Origin of the sequence: Halorhabdus sp. BNX81, assembly GCF_029229925.1 — an archaeon.
GTDB lineage: Archaea > Halobacteriota > Halobacteria > Halobacteriales > Haloarculaceae > Halorhabdus.
On sequence record NZ_CP107254.1, the window covers coordinates 1,872,273 to 1,889,441 of the forward strand.

16 protein-coding genes are annotated in these 17,169 nt (G+C 64.0%); 7 read left to right on the forward strand and 9 right to left on the reverse strand.

The window, feature by feature from the left end:
* The first annotated feature begins 14 nt into the window (after positions 1-14).
* Together HBNXHr_RS09345 and HBNXHr_RS09350 are read left to right on the forward strand one after the other, a co-directional pair.
* Positions 15-1,496, forward strand: coding sequence for a glycoside hydrolase family 43 protein (locus tag HBNXHr_RS09345; RefSeq protein WP_275881925.1), 1,482 nt, complete (start codon positions 15-17; stop codon positions 1,494-1,496).
* Between the two features lie 92 nt (positions 1,497-1,588).
* Positions 1,589-2,392, forward strand: a complete 804-nt coding sequence (locus HBNXHr_RS09350) for an alpha/beta hydrolase (RefSeq protein WP_275881926.1) — start codon at positions 1,589-1,591, stop codon at positions 2,390-2,392.
* Positions 2,393-2,446: 54 nt separating this feature from the next.
* On the opposite strand, the gene HBNXHr_RS09355 is transcribed toward HBNXHr_RS09350, so the two are convergent.
* A complete protein-coding gene (locus HBNXHr_RS09355) occupies positions 2,447-4,372 on the reverse strand; it encodes a beta-CASP ribonuclease aCPSF1 (protein WP_275736963.1) in 1,926 nt (641 codons plus the stop codon).
* Positions 4,373-4,624: 252 nt separating this feature from the next.
* Between HBNXHr_RS09355 and HBNXHr_RS09360 the strand changes: the two genes are divergently transcribed.
* From HBNXHr_RS09360 to HBNXHr_RS09375, 4 genes are all read left to right on the forward strand, one after another.
* Entirely contained in the window at positions 4,625-5,113 is a 489-nt protein-coding gene (locus HBNXHr_RS09360) for a hypothetical protein (RefSeq protein WP_275736964.1), read from the forward strand.
* Between the two features lie 73 nt (positions 5,114-5,186).
* On the forward strand, positions 5,187-6,014 hold the full coding sequence (locus HBNXHr_RS09365; protein WP_275881927.1) for a succinylglutamate desuccinylase/aspartoacylase family protein: 828 nt from the start codon (positions 5,187-5,189) through the stop codon (positions 6,012-6,014).
* A gap of 53 nt (positions 6,015-6,067) precedes the next feature.
* Positions 6,068-7,522, forward strand: a complete 1,455-nt coding sequence (gene proS / locus HBNXHr_RS09370; RefSeq protein ID WP_275881928.1) for a proline--tRNA ligase — start codon at positions 6,068-6,070, stop codon at positions 7,520-7,522.
* A 445-nt stretch (positions 7,523-7,967) separates the two neighbouring features.
* The gene (locus tag HBNXHr_RS09375; protein WP_275881929.1) at positions 7,968-8,456 is read left to right on the forward strand and encodes a hypothetical protein; all 489 of its coding nucleotides are present in this window, start codon (positions 7,968-7,970) and stop codon (positions 8,454-8,456) included.
* A 152-nt stretch (positions 8,457-8,608) separates the two neighbouring features.
* On the opposite strand, the gene HBNXHr_RS09380 is transcribed toward HBNXHr_RS09375, so the two are convergent.
* The 6 genes from HBNXHr_RS09380 to secF form a co-directional block, all read right to left on the reverse strand.
* Positions 8,609-9,520, reverse strand: a complete 912-nt coding sequence (locus HBNXHr_RS09380) for a glycosyltransferase (protein ID WP_275881930.1) — start codon at positions 9,518-9,520, stop codon at positions 8,609-8,611.
* 23 nt (positions 9,521-9,543) lie between these two features.
* Complete coding sequence (locus HBNXHr_RS09385; protein ID WP_275881931.1) at positions 9,544-10,680, reverse strand: M20 family metallopeptidase; 1,137 nt, start codon at positions 10,678-10,680, stop codon at positions 9,544-9,546.
* Positions 10,680-11,939 carry a diaminopimelate decarboxylase gene (gene lysA, locus HBNXHr_RS09390; protein ID WP_275881932.1) on the reverse strand — a complete coding sequence of 420 codons (1,260 nt, stop codon included), beginning with the start codon at positions 11,937-11,939 and terminating at the stop codon, positions 10,680-10,682. Before lysA ends, HBNXHr_RS09385 begins: the two co-directional genes overlap by 1 nt.
* Positions 11,940-12,017: 78 nt before the next feature.
* Complete coding sequence (locus HBNXHr_RS09395) at positions 12,018-12,185, reverse strand: hypothetical protein (RefSeq protein ID WP_275736970.1); 168 nt, start codon at positions 12,183-12,185, stop codon at positions 12,018-12,020.
* A gap of 43 nt (positions 12,186-12,228) precedes the next feature.
* Complete coding sequence (locus HBNXHr_RS09400; RefSeq protein ID WP_275881933.1) at positions 12,229-13,761, reverse strand: preprotein translocase subunit SecD; 1,533 nt, start codon at positions 13,759-13,761, stop codon at positions 12,229-12,231.
* A complete protein-coding gene (gene secF, locus HBNXHr_RS09405; RefSeq protein ID WP_275881934.1) occupies positions 13,758-14,621 on the reverse strand; it encodes a protein translocase subunit SecF in 864 nt (287 codons plus the stop codon). Before secF ends, HBNXHr_RS09400 begins: the two co-directional genes overlap by 4 nt.
* A gap of 122 nt (positions 14,622-14,743) precedes the next feature.
* On the opposite strand from secF, the gene HBNXHr_RS09410 reads away from it, so the two are divergent.
* The gene (locus HBNXHr_RS09410; protein WP_275736973.1) at positions 14,744-15,808 is read left to right on the forward strand and encodes a guanosine monophosphate reductase; all 1,065 of its coding nucleotides are present in this window, start codon (positions 14,744-14,746) and stop codon (positions 15,806-15,808) included.
* Positions 15,809-15,844: 36 nt separating this feature from the next.
* Here the strand turns inward: HBNXHr_RS09410 and HBNXHr_RS09415 are convergent, their stop codons facing one another.
* Together HBNXHr_RS09415 and HBNXHr_RS09420 are read right to left on the reverse strand one after the other, a co-directional pair.
* A complete protein-coding gene (locus HBNXHr_RS09415; RefSeq protein WP_275881935.1) occupies positions 15,845-16,309 on the reverse strand; it encodes a DUF5812 family protein in 465 nt (154 codons plus the stop codon).
* A gap of 31 nt (positions 16,310-16,340) precedes the next feature.
* Positions 16,341-16,886 (reverse strand): hypothetical protein, encoded by a 546-nt coding sequence (locus HBNXHr_RS09420; protein ID WP_275881936.1) that lies wholly within the window; start codon positions 16,884-16,886, stop codon positions 16,341-16,343.
* Between the last annotated feature and the right edge of the window lie 283 nt (positions 16,887-17,169).

The following is a 17,169-nucleotide window of genomic DNA, read 5'->3' on the forward strand; positions in this document are numbered from 1 at the left end:
GAGTGTCCCCATTCATGCAGTACGAAAACCCCATCATCCCGGGCTTTCACCCCGATCCGACGATCTGCCGGGTCGGAGAGACGTTCTACCTCGCGACCAGTTCCTTCGAGTACTTCCCCGGCGTCCCGTTGTACCGCAGCCAGAACCTGACCGACTGGGAACCGATCGGCCACGCGCTCACCCGCGACGACCAACTGCCCCTGGGGGGTGCCCGCTCCTCGATGGGGATTTTCGCACCGACGCTGCGCCATCACGACGGCACCTTCTATATGGTAACCACGAACGTCACCAACGGCGGCCACTTCTTCGTCACCGCCGACGACCCGGCCGGCGAGTGGTCAGACCCGACGTGGGTCGACGCGCCGGGGATCGACCCCGACCTCTTCTTCGACGACGGCACCTGCTATTTCACCTATCACGCCGACGACCCCGACGCACCCATCAAGCAGGCCGAACTCGACCTGGAGACGGGCGAACTCGGCGACCCCTACCCCGTCTGGGAGGGATTCCGCGACCCCTACGCCGAGGCCCCGCACGTCATCGAGCGCGACGGGACCTACTACCTGCTCGTCGCCGAGGGTGGCACCCACGCGGGTCACATGGTCGTCGCGGCGCGCGCCGACGACCCGGCCGGCCCATACGAGGGCTGTCCCGACAACCCGGTCCTCACCCACTGGGGACGCCCGCGTGACGAAATCCGCGCGACCGGCCACGCCGATCTCACCGTCGACACTGAGGGGCAGTGGTGGCTCGTCTTTCTGGGCATCCGCCAGCACAGCATGTGGCCGCGCTTTCACCACCTCGGCCGCGAGACCTTCCTCGCGCCCGTCTCCTGGGAGGACGGCTGGCCGGTCGTCAACGACGGCGAGCCGGTCTCCACCGAGATGGATGCCCCGCTCCCGGGCGAACCCCGCGAAGAAGCAACGTCGGTCGATCGTACTGACACGACCTTCGCCGACGGTCTCGGTGTCGAGTGGGAGTTCCGCCGCAACCCCGACCGCGATCGGTATGAAACTGGCCCGGACGGACTCGCCCTCCACGGCGGCCCGGAGACCCTGGACGAACCAGGGGCCACGTTCGTCGGTCGCCGACAGACCGCCTTCGACTGTTCCGCCGAAGCGACGCTCGCCTTCGATCCCGACGAGGACGAGGAGGCCGGCCTCGCCCTCGTGATGAACGAGGACCACCACTACCAGGTCGGCGTGACGCGCCGGGACGGCCGCCGGGAAGCCGTCGTGCGCCTCCGGATCGGCGACGCGACGGAAGTGGTTGGTCGCACTCCGGCCGGGACGACCGCCGACCTCGCCGTCGAGGCTGACACGCAGACGTATCGCTTCCTCGTGGACGGTGAAGAAGTGGCGACCGCATCGACGCGCTATCTCGCGACGGAGGTCGCGGACGGCTTCACCGGCGTCATGATCGGGCCGTACGCGACCGGCCGCGGGCGGACCTGCGAGTCGAATGCAGTGGTCGAGCGGTTCGTCTACGAATCCTGAGCGCCGGGAAACCGACCGTTTCGGTCGGTGCCGAACGCCGTCCGCCGACGTGATGGGTACTACTTTTTGCGTGGGTGAAAAGCGTATGCAGCATGGACCTCCCCGCGGAGTGGACGCACGGAACCGTCTCGGCGAACGGGATCGACCTCCAGTACTATCGAGTCGGGAGCGGGCCGTCGATTGTCCTCGTTCACGGGTTCGGAGACACCGGCAGACGATGGGTCCCGCTTGCCGACGAGCTCGCCGCGGAGTACGACGTGATAACGTACGATGCACGCGGCCACGGGCGGTCGGACGCGCCGGAGACAGGATACGGTATCTCGGACCGCGTGGCCGACTTGCGTGGACTGATCCATGAACTGGACGTCGAGCGGCCGATCCTTCTGGGCCATTCGATCGGTGGGGGAACAGTTGGCTGGCTGGCCGCAAGGCATCCCGATCTTCCGAAAGGAGCCATTCTCGTCGACCCGGACTGTTTCCACGACCTGCCGGAGAGAGACCCGGAGGAACTCTTCGAAGAATCACGACAGCGGTTACGGAACGGCCGCGAACGGACCGTCGAAGAGATCATCGAAGAACAGTATCCGGAGATGGACCCGACCCATGCCCGCCGTCTCGCTGCCGGGCATTTGGAAAGTGGTCTCGAAATCGCCGAACTCGCTCGCGAGGGATATCCCGCCCCACTCGCCGAGAAGCTCCCGGAGATTTCCTGCCAAACGCTGCTATTGCGGTCCGACAGAGATATCGAGGAACGGGTGGCCGACCTCGACGCCGCCGAAAACCTCCAGTCCGGTCGATTGCTCCACATCCCGGAGGCAGGCCACTACGTGATCCGTGACAGATTCGACGCCGCACTCACGGAGATCCGGACGTTCCTCCGACAGGTCGATCCGTAGCGGCCTCGTGGCATCGAATATCGAATCGACCGGGAGAACACGGACAAACAACGATCAGACGAACCGGAAGGTTTCGAGGTTCTTCGGCGCGAACGTCCGCATGTTGTACTCGTGGTAGAGCGCCGACGAGAGGTCCTGGACCGAGGATTCGTCGCCGTGGACACAGAGGACTTTCTCCGGACGGGGGTTCATCGTCTTCACGAAGTTCTCTAAGCCCTGGCGGTCGGCGTGGCCCGAGAAGCCGTCGACGGTCTCGACGTTCATCTCCAGAGAGAGGGTGTTGCCCCGGCCGCGACCGTTACCGTTGCCAAGCGGGATCTCGTCCCAGCCGTTCTGGATCCGCCGGCCGAGGGTCCCCTGGGCCTGGTAGCCGACGAAGGTGAGCGTCGAGTCCGGATCGGGGCCGAAGTGTTCGAGCCAGGACATGATCGGCCCGCCGGTGACCATCCCCGACGTCGAGAGGACGATCGCCGGTTCGCCGTCGGTGACCTCCTGGCGCTCCTCCTCGCCGCCGTCGATGTGGTTGAACTGGTCGGCGAGGAAGGGGTTCTCGTCCTCGTGGAAGATCCGATCCCGCAGGTCGTCCCGGAGATACTCGGGATAGGTCGTGTGGATGGCCGTCGCCTCCCACATCATCCCGTCGAGATGGACCGGCATCTCCGGAATGTCGCCCTCGCGCATCGCCTCTTCGAGGACGAGCATGAGCTCCTGGGAGCGCCCCACCGCGAAGGCGGGAATCAGGACCGAGCCGTCGCGCTCGTAGGTCTCCCGGATGATCTCCTTGAGCCTCTGTTCGGAGTCCGCCTGGTCGGTCTGGTAGTCGTTGCGACCGCCGTAGGTCGACTCCAGAACGAGCGTCTCGACGCGGGGGAACTCGTTGACTGCGCCGTTGAACAGCCGCGTGTCGTCGTAGTGGATGTCCCCCGAGAAGGCGACGTTGTACAGGCCGTCGCCGATGTGGAAGTGCGAGATCGCCGACCCAAGGATGTGGCCGGCGTTGTGCAACGTGAGCTTGATGTCCGGCGAGATGTCGGTCACGTCGCCGTACTCGATCGGGATGGTGTGTTTGATCGCCTCCCGGACCATCTCGGAGTCGTAGGGCGGGGCGCGGCCTTCCTTGGCTGCGACGTCGAGATAGTCGAGTGTGAGCAGCCCCATCAGGTCACGGGTCGGCTCTGTCGTGTAGATCGGGCCGTCGTAACCGTACTTGAACAGGAGCGGAATGAGCGCCGAGTGATCGAGGTGGGCGTGGGTGAGCACGACGGCGTCGATCGAACTCGCGCCGACGCCGAGGGCCTCGGGTACCTGCAGATAGGGATACTCGTCTTCCGCGCCCGGTTTGTCACCGGCGTCGATGAGAACCCGGGTTTCGGGCGTCGAAAGGATGAACGACGCGCGGCCGACTTCCCGACAGCAGCCAAGCGTCGTGATTCGAACCCACTCGTCGTCGGACATCTCCTCGCGGTGGATCTGGCGACCGACGCGTTCGAGGATGTCCCGGCGGTCGTCGCGTTCCTGTTTGAGGAAGTTCCGGACGTTGCTGACCGTCGAGGACTCGATCGGCGGGGTCCGGACGACCTCCGGCGTCCACCCAACTTTCTGGGTGATCTCCCGGAGCGTCGAGCCGTGGCGGCCGATTACCATCCCCGGCTTCTCGGCCTCGATGACCACCTCGCCAGTATCTTCGTGGAAATCCAGATCCGTGACGCTGGCCTCATCAGGGATGACCGACAGGACCTCGTCACGCGCCTCCCTGGGCGGGGAGAGCACGTCCGTGTCCGGGCGGACGGTGATCCGCTTGCGGAGTTTCGACGCAAGCCGACGAACGAGGTCGCCGTTCTCCGCGAAGGACTTGGGATCGCGCGTGTAAATGACCAGTTCCGGCCCCTCGTAGGTGACATCCGTGATCGAAATGTCGTTGGGTACTTCGCTAACAATCGTCTCTTTCGTATCCTCGAGTTGCTGATCTACGTTACTCATAGCTGCAAGATGCCCCCGTCGTCTCCCGAAGGCGGTCCCCGCTGCTCGAAACAGACGGGCGGAGACCAAGCCGGTGGGAACGACGACGACTGATTAGTAATGTCATGGTACGACAGTGATTCATCCACATCGGTCCGGTCCCGTAGTACTGTCGAGTGGAAGCCGGAAAACCGATATCCGTACCTGGCTATTCCCCTCGGTTAATAAAAAGCTTCGGAAACGTTGAGGGGTTTCGCCCCACGAAACACAGCCATGGAACTGACGCCGGCCCGGGTTGAATCCGAACGGACGTGGGTGGACGATCGAGCAACGGTCGTGGTACCACTGATCAATCGCCTCCGGGAGAATCTGGGAGAGGTCTTCGAGACGGCCGTCGACCCAGTGACGCCCGAGCAGTACCACGAGGCCGTAACAGCAGTCTTTGCCGTTGGCGATCGAGCGGTCAACGTCGCCGCACTGGTGGGTCTTCTGCGCGATCTCGACGTCGAGGGCGACTATCCGGGGTTCGTCGTCGACGAACTACTCGGCCGTGAACTCGCTGCCACGATCGCCGGCGAGCAGCCGCGTGCAAGCCTCGCGGAAGCAACCTTCCACTACGCGGATATCCGGACCCACGGCAGTGACGAGGACAACGCTGGGCTCGACGACCTCGACGCCGCGCTTGCGGCCGGATTCCAGACTCGCCTGCCCGGGTGGGAGTGGACCGCCACGGAGAGCCCGTTCGGTATCGATCCCGAGTGAGGGACGGTCGGGACAGGGAACGGCGGCGATCGGACCCGACGCGCTCTTGAGGGTCGATACTGAACTGTTGGACATGCGCGTCGAGCAGCTCGGAAACGGCGAGCCGGAACTGGCGATCGTGGCGGCGATCCACGGCGACGAACCCGGTGGCGTCGAGGCGATCGAGCGTCTACTCACGGACGGAACGAACGTCGAGCGACCGGTGAAGTTGATCGTCGCCAACGAGAAGGCCCTCGAAGCCGGCGAACGGTATCTCGACGCCGACCTCAACCGGGCCTTCGATGAGAACGTGCCAGAGGACGCCCACGAACGGGAGCTCGCGCGGCAACTCGCCGATGCAGTCCAGGGGTGTACAGTGCTGTCGCTGCACTCGACGCAGTCCTCTGCCAGACCCTTCGCGATCAGTCCTGGGCTCGACGACGCGACGCGGGCGATCGTCCCCCAGCTGTCGGTCGCCGCGCTGGTTCGGACGGGGCTCGATGTCGAGGGGCGGCTGTTCGCGACCGACGCGACCATCATCGAGGTCGAGACAGGATACCAGCGATCGGTCGAAGCCGCCGAGAACGCCTACCGGATCGCCCTGGAGTTCCTGACAGCGACCGGCGCGCTGCCCGGATACACCGTTTCGACTGACCTCTCAGTCTACGACCTCGGAGAACCCGTCGAGAAGCCGCCCGCAGACGAATACGAGGTATTCGCCGAGAACTTCACCCACGTCGACGCCGGCGAGACCTACGCGGCCGCCGACGGCGAGGGGCTCACCGCCCAAGAGGGATTCTATCCCGTTCTGTTCTCGGCCTACGGCTACGAGAACATCTTCGGCTACACCGGATCGTTCGCGGGGACGCTCCAAACGACCGAGGACGGAACCGCGACGCTGACCGCCGAGGATACGCGCTGAGGTGGGCGGATCGAACACGGCGGGTTTATGGCTTCCCTCACGCACGTAGAGGTATGAGCGGCGAGCAAGAGCTCGGCATCACCGAGAGCAAGGAACACGCGACCGGCGAGTGGTACGCCGAACTGGTCCAGAAGGCCGGCCTGGCCGACTACGCCCCCATGGGCGGGTTCATCGTCACCCGCCCCCGCGGGTACGCCATCTGGGAACGACTCCAGAACTACCTCGACGGCTGGTTCAAGGACACGGGCGTCCAGAACGCCTACTTCCCGCTTTTCATCCCCGAGAGCTACCTCGAGAAGGAGAAGGACATCGTCGAGGGGTTCGACCCCGAAGTCGCGTGGGTCACCCAGGGTGGCTACGAGGAACTCGAGGAGCGCCTCGCCGTCCGGCCCACCAGCGAGAGCATCATCACACCCTTCCTTGCCCAGTGGACCCGCTCCCATCGCGATCTCCCGATCCGCGTCAACCAGTGGTGTAGCGTCGTCCGGTGGGAAGCCACCGAGACCAAGCCGTTCTTCCGGACGAAGGAGTTCCTCTGGCAGGAGGGCCACACCGCCCATCACGACGAGGAAGACGCCGTCGAGGAGATGGAGACCCGCCTCGGGCAGTACGAACGCCTCTACGAGGACGTCCTGGCGATGCCGGTGCTTTCGGGGCGCAAGCCCGACCACGACAAGTTCCCCGGCGCGCACACGACGACGACCGTCGAGGCGCTGATGCCCGACGGCAAGTCAGTCCAGGGCGGGACCTCCCACTATCTCGGGACCTCCTTCGCGGAAGCCTACGACGTGACCTACGTCGACGAGGACGAGGAAGTGAAGACCGCCCACACGACCTCCTGGGGGCTGTCCTGGCGGGCGCTGGGCGCGCTGTTCATGACCCACAGCGACGACCAGGGACTCGTTCTGCCGCCGACGCTCGCCGAGACGCAGGTCGTCATCGTCCCGATCTGGGACGAGGACAGCAAGGACGACGTCCTCGCATACGCCGAGGACGTCGAGGCCGATCTCAAGGAAGCGGGCGTCCGGGTCGAACTCGACGACCGCGATCACCGCAATCCCGGGTTCAAGTACAACGAACACGAGCTCAACGGCGTCCCGCTCCGGATCGAGATCGGCTCCTACGAGGTCGAAGACGACGAACTCACGCTCGTCCATCGCCCCGACGGCGAGGAAATCACGGTTGATCGGGATGGCGTCGCCGAGACCGTCGAGGACCATCTGGACACAATCTTCGCGAAACTGTACGCCAGCGCCGAGGAGACCCTGGAAGGGGAAATCCGTGAGGCCGAATCGCGCGAGGAGATCCTCGGCACCATCGGCCAGCACGGCGGCTACGTCAAGTGTGGCTGGTGTGGCGACGAGGACTGCGAGGAGCCGATCAAGGACGCCATCGCCGCCGAGATCGTGATGGTTCCCAAAGATCGCGACGAGGAACCGATCCACGACGAGTGCGCCATCTGTGGCGACGAGGCCGAGGAGACCGCATACTTCGCCAAAACCTACTGAAGACCATCTTTTTCATCGTCGGGTGTCCTCGCGCCCATCGGGCGCTGCGGGCACCACTCCTCGAAAAACATGGGTGAAAAAGGCTGAAGCCTCACTCCGTTCGGCTTCAGTGAATCGCGCTCGCTGGCTCGCGGTTTCTTCTCGCGGGCGCGAAGCGCCCGCTCGAATGGTCCGCGGAACTTCGTTCCGCGCTATCACCGCTCGTCCTACCGAGGTCGCTTCGCGACCTCGCCACGCTCGCGCGAATGCTTGTCCGCATGTAGCTACTCATTCCACATCACAAAACAGGTTCACCAAAACGCGATATAATACAAGGAGTTTTCGCACCTGTGCTTTACTTTCCCGAACCGCTCAGTACAGAATGTAGCTGTAACGTTCTGGGAGTGTCTACTTCGTGTCTTTCTAACCATAAGAATTTTCGGTACATTCTGAATAGATTGGCACAATGGCCCCTACCCGCCGCCAAACAATTGGTCTGGTGTCTGCTGCAGCAGTTTCGGTCGTAGGAGGGTGCTCGGCTATAGGCGGTAACAACGAGAAGGCGAGGGAGAAGAGCTTGCTTCAACCGGGTGTGATCGGATACGCGAATCTCGACGACTCTCCACATACCCTCGACCTCGTCGTTTCGATTCAGGGGGAAGTCGAATATTGGGAAACGCTTGAACTAGCATCCGTCGAGCAAGCGGAATCAGAACACACGAATGGGACGCTCGGCATATCGTACCCAGCGAAACCTGTCGAGTACACTGTTCTCGCGCGGCTGGACGGAACAGAGACGGCCCAAACCACGTCTAGGGCAGGCATCCATTGGAGCCACCAACATACCGTCGAGAACCCGAACTGTACGAGAGTTCGCGTCTTGATCCAAACATCGGCTGAACTTGAAGTAGAGAACTGGGAGCCAGAGCCAGAAGCCTCTTTATGTAGCGACTAAGTTCGTCTGGAAGTCTGCTTGCAACTAAGCACCTCAGCAAATCGGTAGGCGAGCACACGCACTGAGCAGATATTCACTTCTAGCCGTCCTGAAAACAACACCCTGTGAGCTGTTTTTATGACATCCTGGTCATTCCCCCACCAAATCGATGGTCACTCGACGACCTCGACGTCGAACATGCTTCGCCAGCGATAGCGCCGCCCGCCCCAGACGAACGTGCGGCGACCCAGTGCGTACGCGAACAGCGGGAGATTCACCACCGTCGCCGGTACCGCGAGCAGGAACGTCCACCGGCGGATGCCGAAAGCCGCGTAGACGAGGCCATAGGACAGTGTCACTCCGACGGTCGTGAGTACCGGATACAGGACGAGGAGCGCGGTGAGGGCAAACAATGCGAGGGCGTTGAACACAGTGATACCCGGGCCGTGGAACCGGACGATCTTGATGAATCGGACGAACCGTTCGAGAGACTCATCGATCGTGCCGCCGGCCGAAACCTCATGAACCCGTCGTATCGAGGTCACGTCCAGATGCTCGTCCAGCGTTCCATCGTCGCTAATCGTCCGGGTCAGGTCCGCCCGGAAGGCGTCGACTTCGAGATCACCACGCTCGAAGATCACGCTCCCACTCCAGGGGATATCGGCCGCCCATGTCGTGAGTGTGCCGCCAAAGACGTTGGTGGGTTCGAGCAACACCGAAAGCGCGTCGCGTCCGCGGAAGAAGGGGACCTCCGAGACCGGGCCCTGGCGGTCGTAGTCGGCCGAGAGTTGGTCCAGCCAGTCCGGCGGATGCTCGAAGTCGTCGTCCGTCCAGACGATCCGATCGTGGCGGGCTCGTTCCATGCCGACATCGATCGCGTTGGCCTTGCCCGAGCAGCCATCGGGGTCGCCTGCGGGGATCACCGACACTGACGGAGGGAGGCCTGTTTGCTTTGCAACTGGATCGCTCTCGTGATCGGGGAGAACCAGGAGTTCGTCGTCGTCCCGGAGTTGCTCGGCCACCTGCCGGCAGGCTGGCGTCCAAGTCGTCGTCGGTAGCAGGACCGAAACCGGCGGTCGCTCCATGGTCGACAAACAGCGCCCTCCTGTCAGAAGCTACTGGAAGCGTCACGCTCTGCCGGTTGATCTCCCTCCGCCAGCATGGTCTCGATCGTCTCGACCAGCACGTCCACCGCCCGCAGAACGTCCTGCCGGTCGACGTACTCCCGCGGCGAGTGAGCGACCGGCCCCTCGTCGTCAGCCAGCACGCCCGGACCGAAGACAACCGTCGGGGCGAGTTTGGCAAACTGGGCGGCCTCCGTCGCCGCGCCGAAGGGGCGCACGCTCCCGCCGCTCGCGTCCCGCAGAACTTCGACGATTTGAGCGGCCGGGTCCGTCTCGAACGCCTCAGGGAACGGCGTGTCCGGGCGGACGAGGGAGACGTCGACACCGATCTCGTCGGGAAGCGACTTCCGGAGGTGAGCCTCCAAAGAGGCGGGGAATTCCTCGCTGCGCTCGGGCGGGACGCTTCGGCGGTCGAAGGTGAGCGTCACCTCGGCCGGGATCTGGTTCGGGGCCTCGCCACCCTCGACCATCGTCGGCGTCAATGTCGGCGATCCAAGTGTGTCGTGGGTGTCGATACCGTGGGCTTCATCGTAGCGATCCATCGCCTCGATAGTCGGGCCGATCGCTCGAACGGCATTGGTTCCGTCGCTTGGATCGCTGGCGTGGGCGCTCTCGCCGGTGAGGGTGATCTGGCCCTCGAACTGTCCGCGAGCGGCATAACAGATGTCCAGGTCCGTCGGCTCGCCGACGATCGCCGCGTCGAGGTCGGCATCGAGCGTTTCGACGAGGTGGGCCGCGCCGGTCTGGGTCGTCTCCTCGTCGGGCGTGATCGCCAGCGTCACGCGCCCGTCGCCGATTTCGGCGCGGAGGAAGGCCCCGACCATCGCCGCCAGCGGCCCCTTCGCGTCGCAAGCCCCTCGCCCCCGGACAATATCGCCGTCGCGCTCGAACGGGACGTGTGGCGGAACCGTGTCGAGGTGGGTGTTGAGCAGGAGATGGGAAGTGCCGTCAGTCTCATCACTGCCGCTCCGGTGGGCGATAACGTTGCCAACCCCATCGACGCGGACACTCACACCTGCGTCTTCGAGTACGTCGACGAGCAGTGTCTGCATCGCATCGACCGACTCCTGGGATTCGGTCCGGACTGCCTGCTCGTGGAAATCCAGAATGTCAAACGCCATCACTCACGCTCCGCATCGGGCACGCCGGCCGTCTCGTCCTCGACTCGCGTGACGTCGGCCATCGTCTCCCGGCGACGAACAATGCGTGCGCCGTCGCCCTCGATCGCGACCTCTGCAGGCCGGGGCTGGGAGTGGAAATTGTTCGCGAGTTCGTAGCCATAGGCACCGGCGTTGCCGATCGCGAGGATGTCCTCGCGTTCGGGTCGAGCGATCGGCCGGTCGGTCGCGAAGACGTCCGCGCTGGTACAGCAGGGGCCGCCGACGGAGACTGCCTCGTCCGCCCGATCCGGCGCGGAGACGTTCCGGATCGGATGGTAGGAATCGAACATCGCCGGCCGGATCAGCGTCGACAGCGAGGCATCGACGCCGACGACAGTCGTCTCGGGGGCTTCCTTGACCGTGTTGACCCTCGTGAGGATCAACTCGGCGTCGGCGACGACGTATCGCCCGGGTTCGAACTTCATCGTCGCGTCGAGGTTGCCCACCGCCCCCCGGACCGTCTCGGCGACGGCTTCGATGTCGAGCGGTGGTTCGTCCTCGCGATACGGGACGCCGAACCCGCCGCCGAAGTCGACGAACTCCAAGTCGCCGTCGCCGACCTCCCGCGCCAGGTCCGCAACTTTGCCGAGTGCGTGGGCGTGCTCGTCGACTTCGCCCGTCAGGACGCCGCTGCCGACGTGGGCGTGCAGACCAACCAGATCGAATCGCTCCCGGAGATCGGCAGCGAGATCGGGGACGCGCTCGGCCGGGATCCCGAACTTCGCGTCCTTGCCCGTCGCGACCTTCTCGTGATGGCCGGTCCCGATCCCGGGATTGATCCGGATGGCAACGCGGCCGTCGTAGCCGCGCGCTTGGAGGCGGTCAAACGTGTCCCGAGCGCCGCCGGTGATCGTCAGCCCGGGGTACTCGTCGGCGAGTTCGACAGCGTAGTCAAGGTCCGCGGCGGGCGGGTTGACGGCCGTGTACTGGAGCGTGTTGGGATCAGCGCCGGCCTCGATCGCCCGCTGTAACTCCCCGCGGGCAGCACACTCGATGTCGGCACCGACGTCGATCAATGCAGAGAGGACAGCCCGGCCGGTGTGTGCCTTCGCGGCGTACATTACCTCGGCATCCGGGAACGCGGCGTCGAACCGGCGGTAATTTGCCTGGACGCGTCCGGTCTCAAGGACGTACAGTGGGGTCTCGTACTCGGCAGCGAGAGCGAGTAACTGCTCGTGATCCCAGTCGGCGAGGCGACGAACCGGCGGCGAGTGACTCATTACTTGCCAGACGGGTTCGGCGGCTAACAAGCGTTCCGTTTCCTGAAAGGGCAGCGGGAAGGTTCTAGCAGGAGCCGCCTATTCGTCGCCGACGAACACTGTCTCCAGACGGTTCCCGCAGTCCGGACAGCAAAACGTCTGCCACTTTGTTGGATCGAGTCCGCCCATCGTCTCCGTACGGATCACGTCTTCGCGGACGACTGATTGCTCACAGGTCTCACAGTAGAAGGACTCGTCGTCAGTCATTAGTCATCGTAGGTGTCCCGTCGGAAAAAGGTCGCCGGCTTCGTTACTCGTCGAGGACGAGCCGGCGGAGGAAGTTCCCGTACGCTGGCCGGGTGACCAGGACCCCGATCAGCACACCGACGATGGTGATGATGGCGAACCCACTCAGATCACCGAGGCCAAGCACGGTCAGTGGGCTCATCGCGATGATCGTGGTCGCCGCGGCCGCCCCGATGACCCAGAACGCCTTCCGGAATCGGTTCTGGAACACCCGATCGGTGGCGATCTCCTCGCGCTGAAGGATCTCGTCGGCGATGATGATGAGGTCGTCGGCCCCGGTCCCGATGACCGCGATGAACCCGGCGATGTGAGAGAGATTCAACGGATACTGGACGAGCGCGACGAAGCCGAGGAGGACGAACACCTCCGACATCGCGGTGACGATCATCGGCAGCGCCACGCGAACGTCCTGATACCGGAGGAAGATCATCCCACTGACGGCCAGAACGGCCATGATCCCCGTGATCAGGGAGTCAGTCCGGAACTGCTGGCCGAGCGCCGGTTCAAGTTCCTGATAGTTCGCGTTCTCGAAGTCGAGGGGTGCGGGGAGACGGCCGGCTCGAAGGCTGATTTCGAGGTCTTTCGCCTGGGTCATGTTCTCTCCGGTGGTCATTCTGAACGACGGATCGGTGGCGAACCCACCCGAAGCGAACGACCTGCCGAGATCCCCATCCACACCGCCAGAGAAGACGATTTCTCCGTTGAGTGTCGTAACCAGGCAATAGTCGTCGACCGCGGAAACGTTCGTGATCTGCGACCGATCGTAGCCACAGTTGCGATCCTGGTTGAAGCCGTACTCGGTCATCTCCTGCTGGAACCGTTCGGCGACGTCATCGTTGATCGTCACCGGGACGAAAGCTTCTGTTCCATCGGCCACTTCCCGTTCCTGTGCTGTCCCGATCCGTCCGAACTCGTCCTGGCCCAGTACCTGTGACGGAACGAACGATCCGTTTTCGTCCGGATGAACCGCGTAGACACGGACGATCCCGCGCTCGTTGAGGAGTGACTGAAGTTCCTCCCGATCGCGATCCGGCGCAGTGATCGAGATGAGGTTCCCCTCGATCGCGTTGAGTCTCGAGACGCTCCCGCCACTGAGTGCGGATTCAGTGATCTTGTCCCTGATGACCTTCACCATGCGCTCGCGAGTCTCGGACGTGACGCCGTCGCGAACCGTCCCGGGCTGGTAGCCCTCGGCGACGAGGGCGTCACGTAGTTGGTCGTGGGTGACGTTTTTGGTGAAGACTTCCACAGTCTTCGTCGCCGCGGAGACCCTGACATCTGCTGGATCAGCCGACAGCGACTCAGTGACGTTCGCTGCGAGGGCGTTCTCGCGCTCGAAGGTGACGTTGACGTCCTCGGCCGTGATCCCGACAGCAGGGGCCTGAATGCTGGTCCCGCCGTCGAGTTGAATCCCGTACTGGAGGTTGGTGATACCGCCATCGTCTGCGCCACCGGTGACGGGAGCGAACAGGGCAACGGCACTCCCGAGGACGAACACGACCAGCAGGACGATCCGCCAGTTCTCGCGAACGTTCATCGGTTCACCCCGTGGAATTTATACCAGCGAAGCAGACTCAAGTTGAGCATGTAGGTGTTCATCAGGTCGACGCTCAGGCCCAAAACGAGCACGATGCCGATCTGAGCCATGATCTGGATGCCGAACAGCGTCGCCATGATGGCCATGACGGCCATGGCCACGATCGAGGTCAGCGTCATCGTCACACCGGTCTGCATCGCGGCGTACGTACTCTCGTAGAACTCACCACGCCGTCGGAGGATGTGATTGTTCAACAGGATGTCCGAGTCGACGCTGTACCCGATCAACATGAGGAGGCCGGCGACAGTCCCGAGCGAGAGTTTGACCTGGAAGAGACTTAAGACGGCAAGCGGAATCACCAGGTCGGAGAACGCGGAAATGACGATCGCGATACTCGGGACGAACGTCCGAAAGAGTGCGAACGCCAGAACGCTCATGCCGAGGAACGCGATCGCGATGCCGATGAGAGCGACCCGCATACTGTCGGCGCCAAAGGACGCCGGTGTCTGCCCACTCGACGAGACGTTTATCTGTGCTGCCGTCGCTTGCTGCTTCAATTCGGTGATGTTCGCCCCGCTGTCGAACGTGAGGCGATAGCCGTTCTCCTGACGCACGAGCCCCTGGACAGACTCAGGCTCGGGTGAAAAGGTCGTCAGAATGTCGGACGACGGCATATCCGTCTGGACGGTCATCTGTGACCCGCCGGTGAAATCGATCCCGAGTGCGACTGGCGACCCAGTCGCCGCCCACGCCCCGATCAACACGGCGAGCGCGAGCGCCAGCACCGCCAGCGGGACAGCTGCGAGCTGACGGTTGGAATACTTCGTATAATCGACTTCCGGTACCTCGAACTCTACCATGACCATGCGTGTGGCACGGGCCTGAATAAGCCTTCCTAAAAGCCAGTAGCGTCACACCGGCCGGTCGAGTTAAGCGAGACACGATGGGCTTTTAGGGCTGGTTCCCCTGTGATAGTGGCGGCATGAAAGACCTCACGACAGGGCGTTCCTACGGGGACGTGTTGCTCGTCCCACAGCGCTCGCCGGTCGACAGTCGCGACGACGTGGACCTCTCGACGCCGCTCACACCCGACATCGAACTCGAGCGCCCACTCCTGAGTGCGCCCATGGACACCGTGACCGAACGCGAGACGGCGACCGCCCTCTCGGCGGCCGGTGGGTTCGGGACGATCCACCGGTTCCTCGCGATCGACGAACAGGTGGCCGAAGTGCGGGCGGTCGTCGAAGCCGGCGAGCGCGTCGGTGCGGCCGTCGGCATCGCCGATGGCTACCTCGAACGGACCGAACGGGCGCTCGAAGCCGGGGCCGACGCGATCGTTCTGGATGTCGCCCACGCCCACCTCGAACGCGCGCTTGCGGCAGTCGAGACGCTCGTCGACGAATACGACCCCGCGAACCTTATCGTCGGCAACGTCGCGACACCCGAGGGCGTCCGTGATCTCTACGCGGCAGGAGCCGACACCGTCAAGGTCGGTATCGGCCCCGGCTCGCACTGTACGACCCGGCGCGTCGCTGGGGCTGGCGTCCCACAACTCACCGCAGTCGACCAATGTGCGGACGCCGCCGAGGACCTCGACGTGCCAGTCATCGCTGATGGCGGCATCCAGAGCTCCGGCGACGCAGTCAAGGCGCTGATGGCCGGCGCGGACACGGTCATGCTCGGACGATTGTTCGCCGGGACAGCCGAGGCCCCGGGCGACGTCGTCGAGATCGAGGGCGACCAGTACAAGCGCTCGCGGGGCATGGCGACGACGGCCGCCAACGAGGCCCGGACGGACAAGGACGGCGCAGCGGCGGACGCCGATGAGGGCGTCGAGGGACTGACGCCATACAGCGGCGACCTCGCTGACGTCGCCGACCGGTTCGCTGCCGGGATCCGGTCCGGCCTGAGTTACTGTGGCGGCCACACTATTCCGGAAGCACGTGCATCGGCTGAATTCATGGAGGTTGCAGCCAGCGCCCGCGAGCGCGAGGGGGCACACTTCGATCACGACTGGGAGAGCGTCGTCGGTGACGGCAGCGATTGATGTAGCAGCTGCTCCGCGACGGTCGAACAAAAGTGACTACGGCAGATAGCGAACACTGAGGACACCATCGTCAGCCCGAATCTCGACGCGGTCGACGCCGAGACGGGCCGCCCGCCTGATCGTCTCGTCGTCGTCGATGACGTCCGCGACGGCCTGTTCGGTTTGTTCCGCCGGAACAGTCAAAACGTGTACTTCACCCTCGCCGGCACGCTCCCGGCGTGTAACCTCTCCGACGGCCTGGTCTGTGGCGATGTCCCTTGCCTGTTTGGTCGGGGTCTCCGGACTCCGCTCGACCGGTACGGTCCGGCGGTCGTGGATCGCGGCCACCTCCCAGGTGACTTCCATCGGCGGTTCGGCCCGGATCGTCGCCTCGACCACTTCGTCGGTCTCGAAGTCCGGATGTGCCGAAAGTGTATGCACGTGGGAGTCGGTGACGTCCGTCAGGACCGCCGACTCGCCGTCGACGTGGGTAACCACAAACGTCCCCGTTTTCTCGCTCATACCCGAACGCAGGATTTCGTCCCTCTTTGATTCACCGATACCGGCGGTGTACAAGGGCCATGATCGCCACCGCGAGTGCCGGGACGACGGGTGCGGCTGGTTCGGGGATCGCGTAGAGGAGTTCGACGAGCGGACCGAAGACGCCATCGGCGGCGGGCCGCGTGATCGTCTCCCCGTCGAGGACGAATGACGTCGGCATCGACGCCACGGCACCGAGGTACAGCGAGACGAGAAACAGAAAGCCGGTCGTCCCGAGAGCGCGGTCGTAGCGTCGATCACCCGTCCCCCGGCGGTGGCGTCGGGCAACGAGCAACGTCGGCGCGAGTAGCGGCCCGACGATCAGCAACGCGATGAGGACATAAAAGGCCCGTGCGCTCGTCAACAGGCCGCCAGGCGTGCCGAGGGTCTCCCCGATCAACGAGATCACCGCAAGCACGAACACTACCGTGGCGAGAGCGGCGAACAGTCCACCCACGACGATGTACACCCGGCAGAGCCGCGAATCGGTCGCACCGAAGGCGTAGGGGAACGCACCGAAAACCCCCTCGTAGGCGTCTTCGCTCGTGGGTTCAGCCATGCCGAACCCTTGTCACGGCTGGCGAATAAGCGCGATGGTTTGAACACCGGAAGGCAACCCCCGAAAGCGCAGGGCCTTTGGGGTTGCTGGCCGTTTATCCGGCCATGGTATCGGAACCCCGAGCAGATCGAACGCGCCTCCGTGCTATCGGTCTGGCAGCGGGTTGGGCACTCATCGGGTTTCTCGGGAGTCAGATATTCGCCGCTATGCTTTATATTCCGATCTCGCCCGCGCTTGGATCCATCCAGCCAACCATGGAGCAGGCGCTTCTTACTGCATTTTC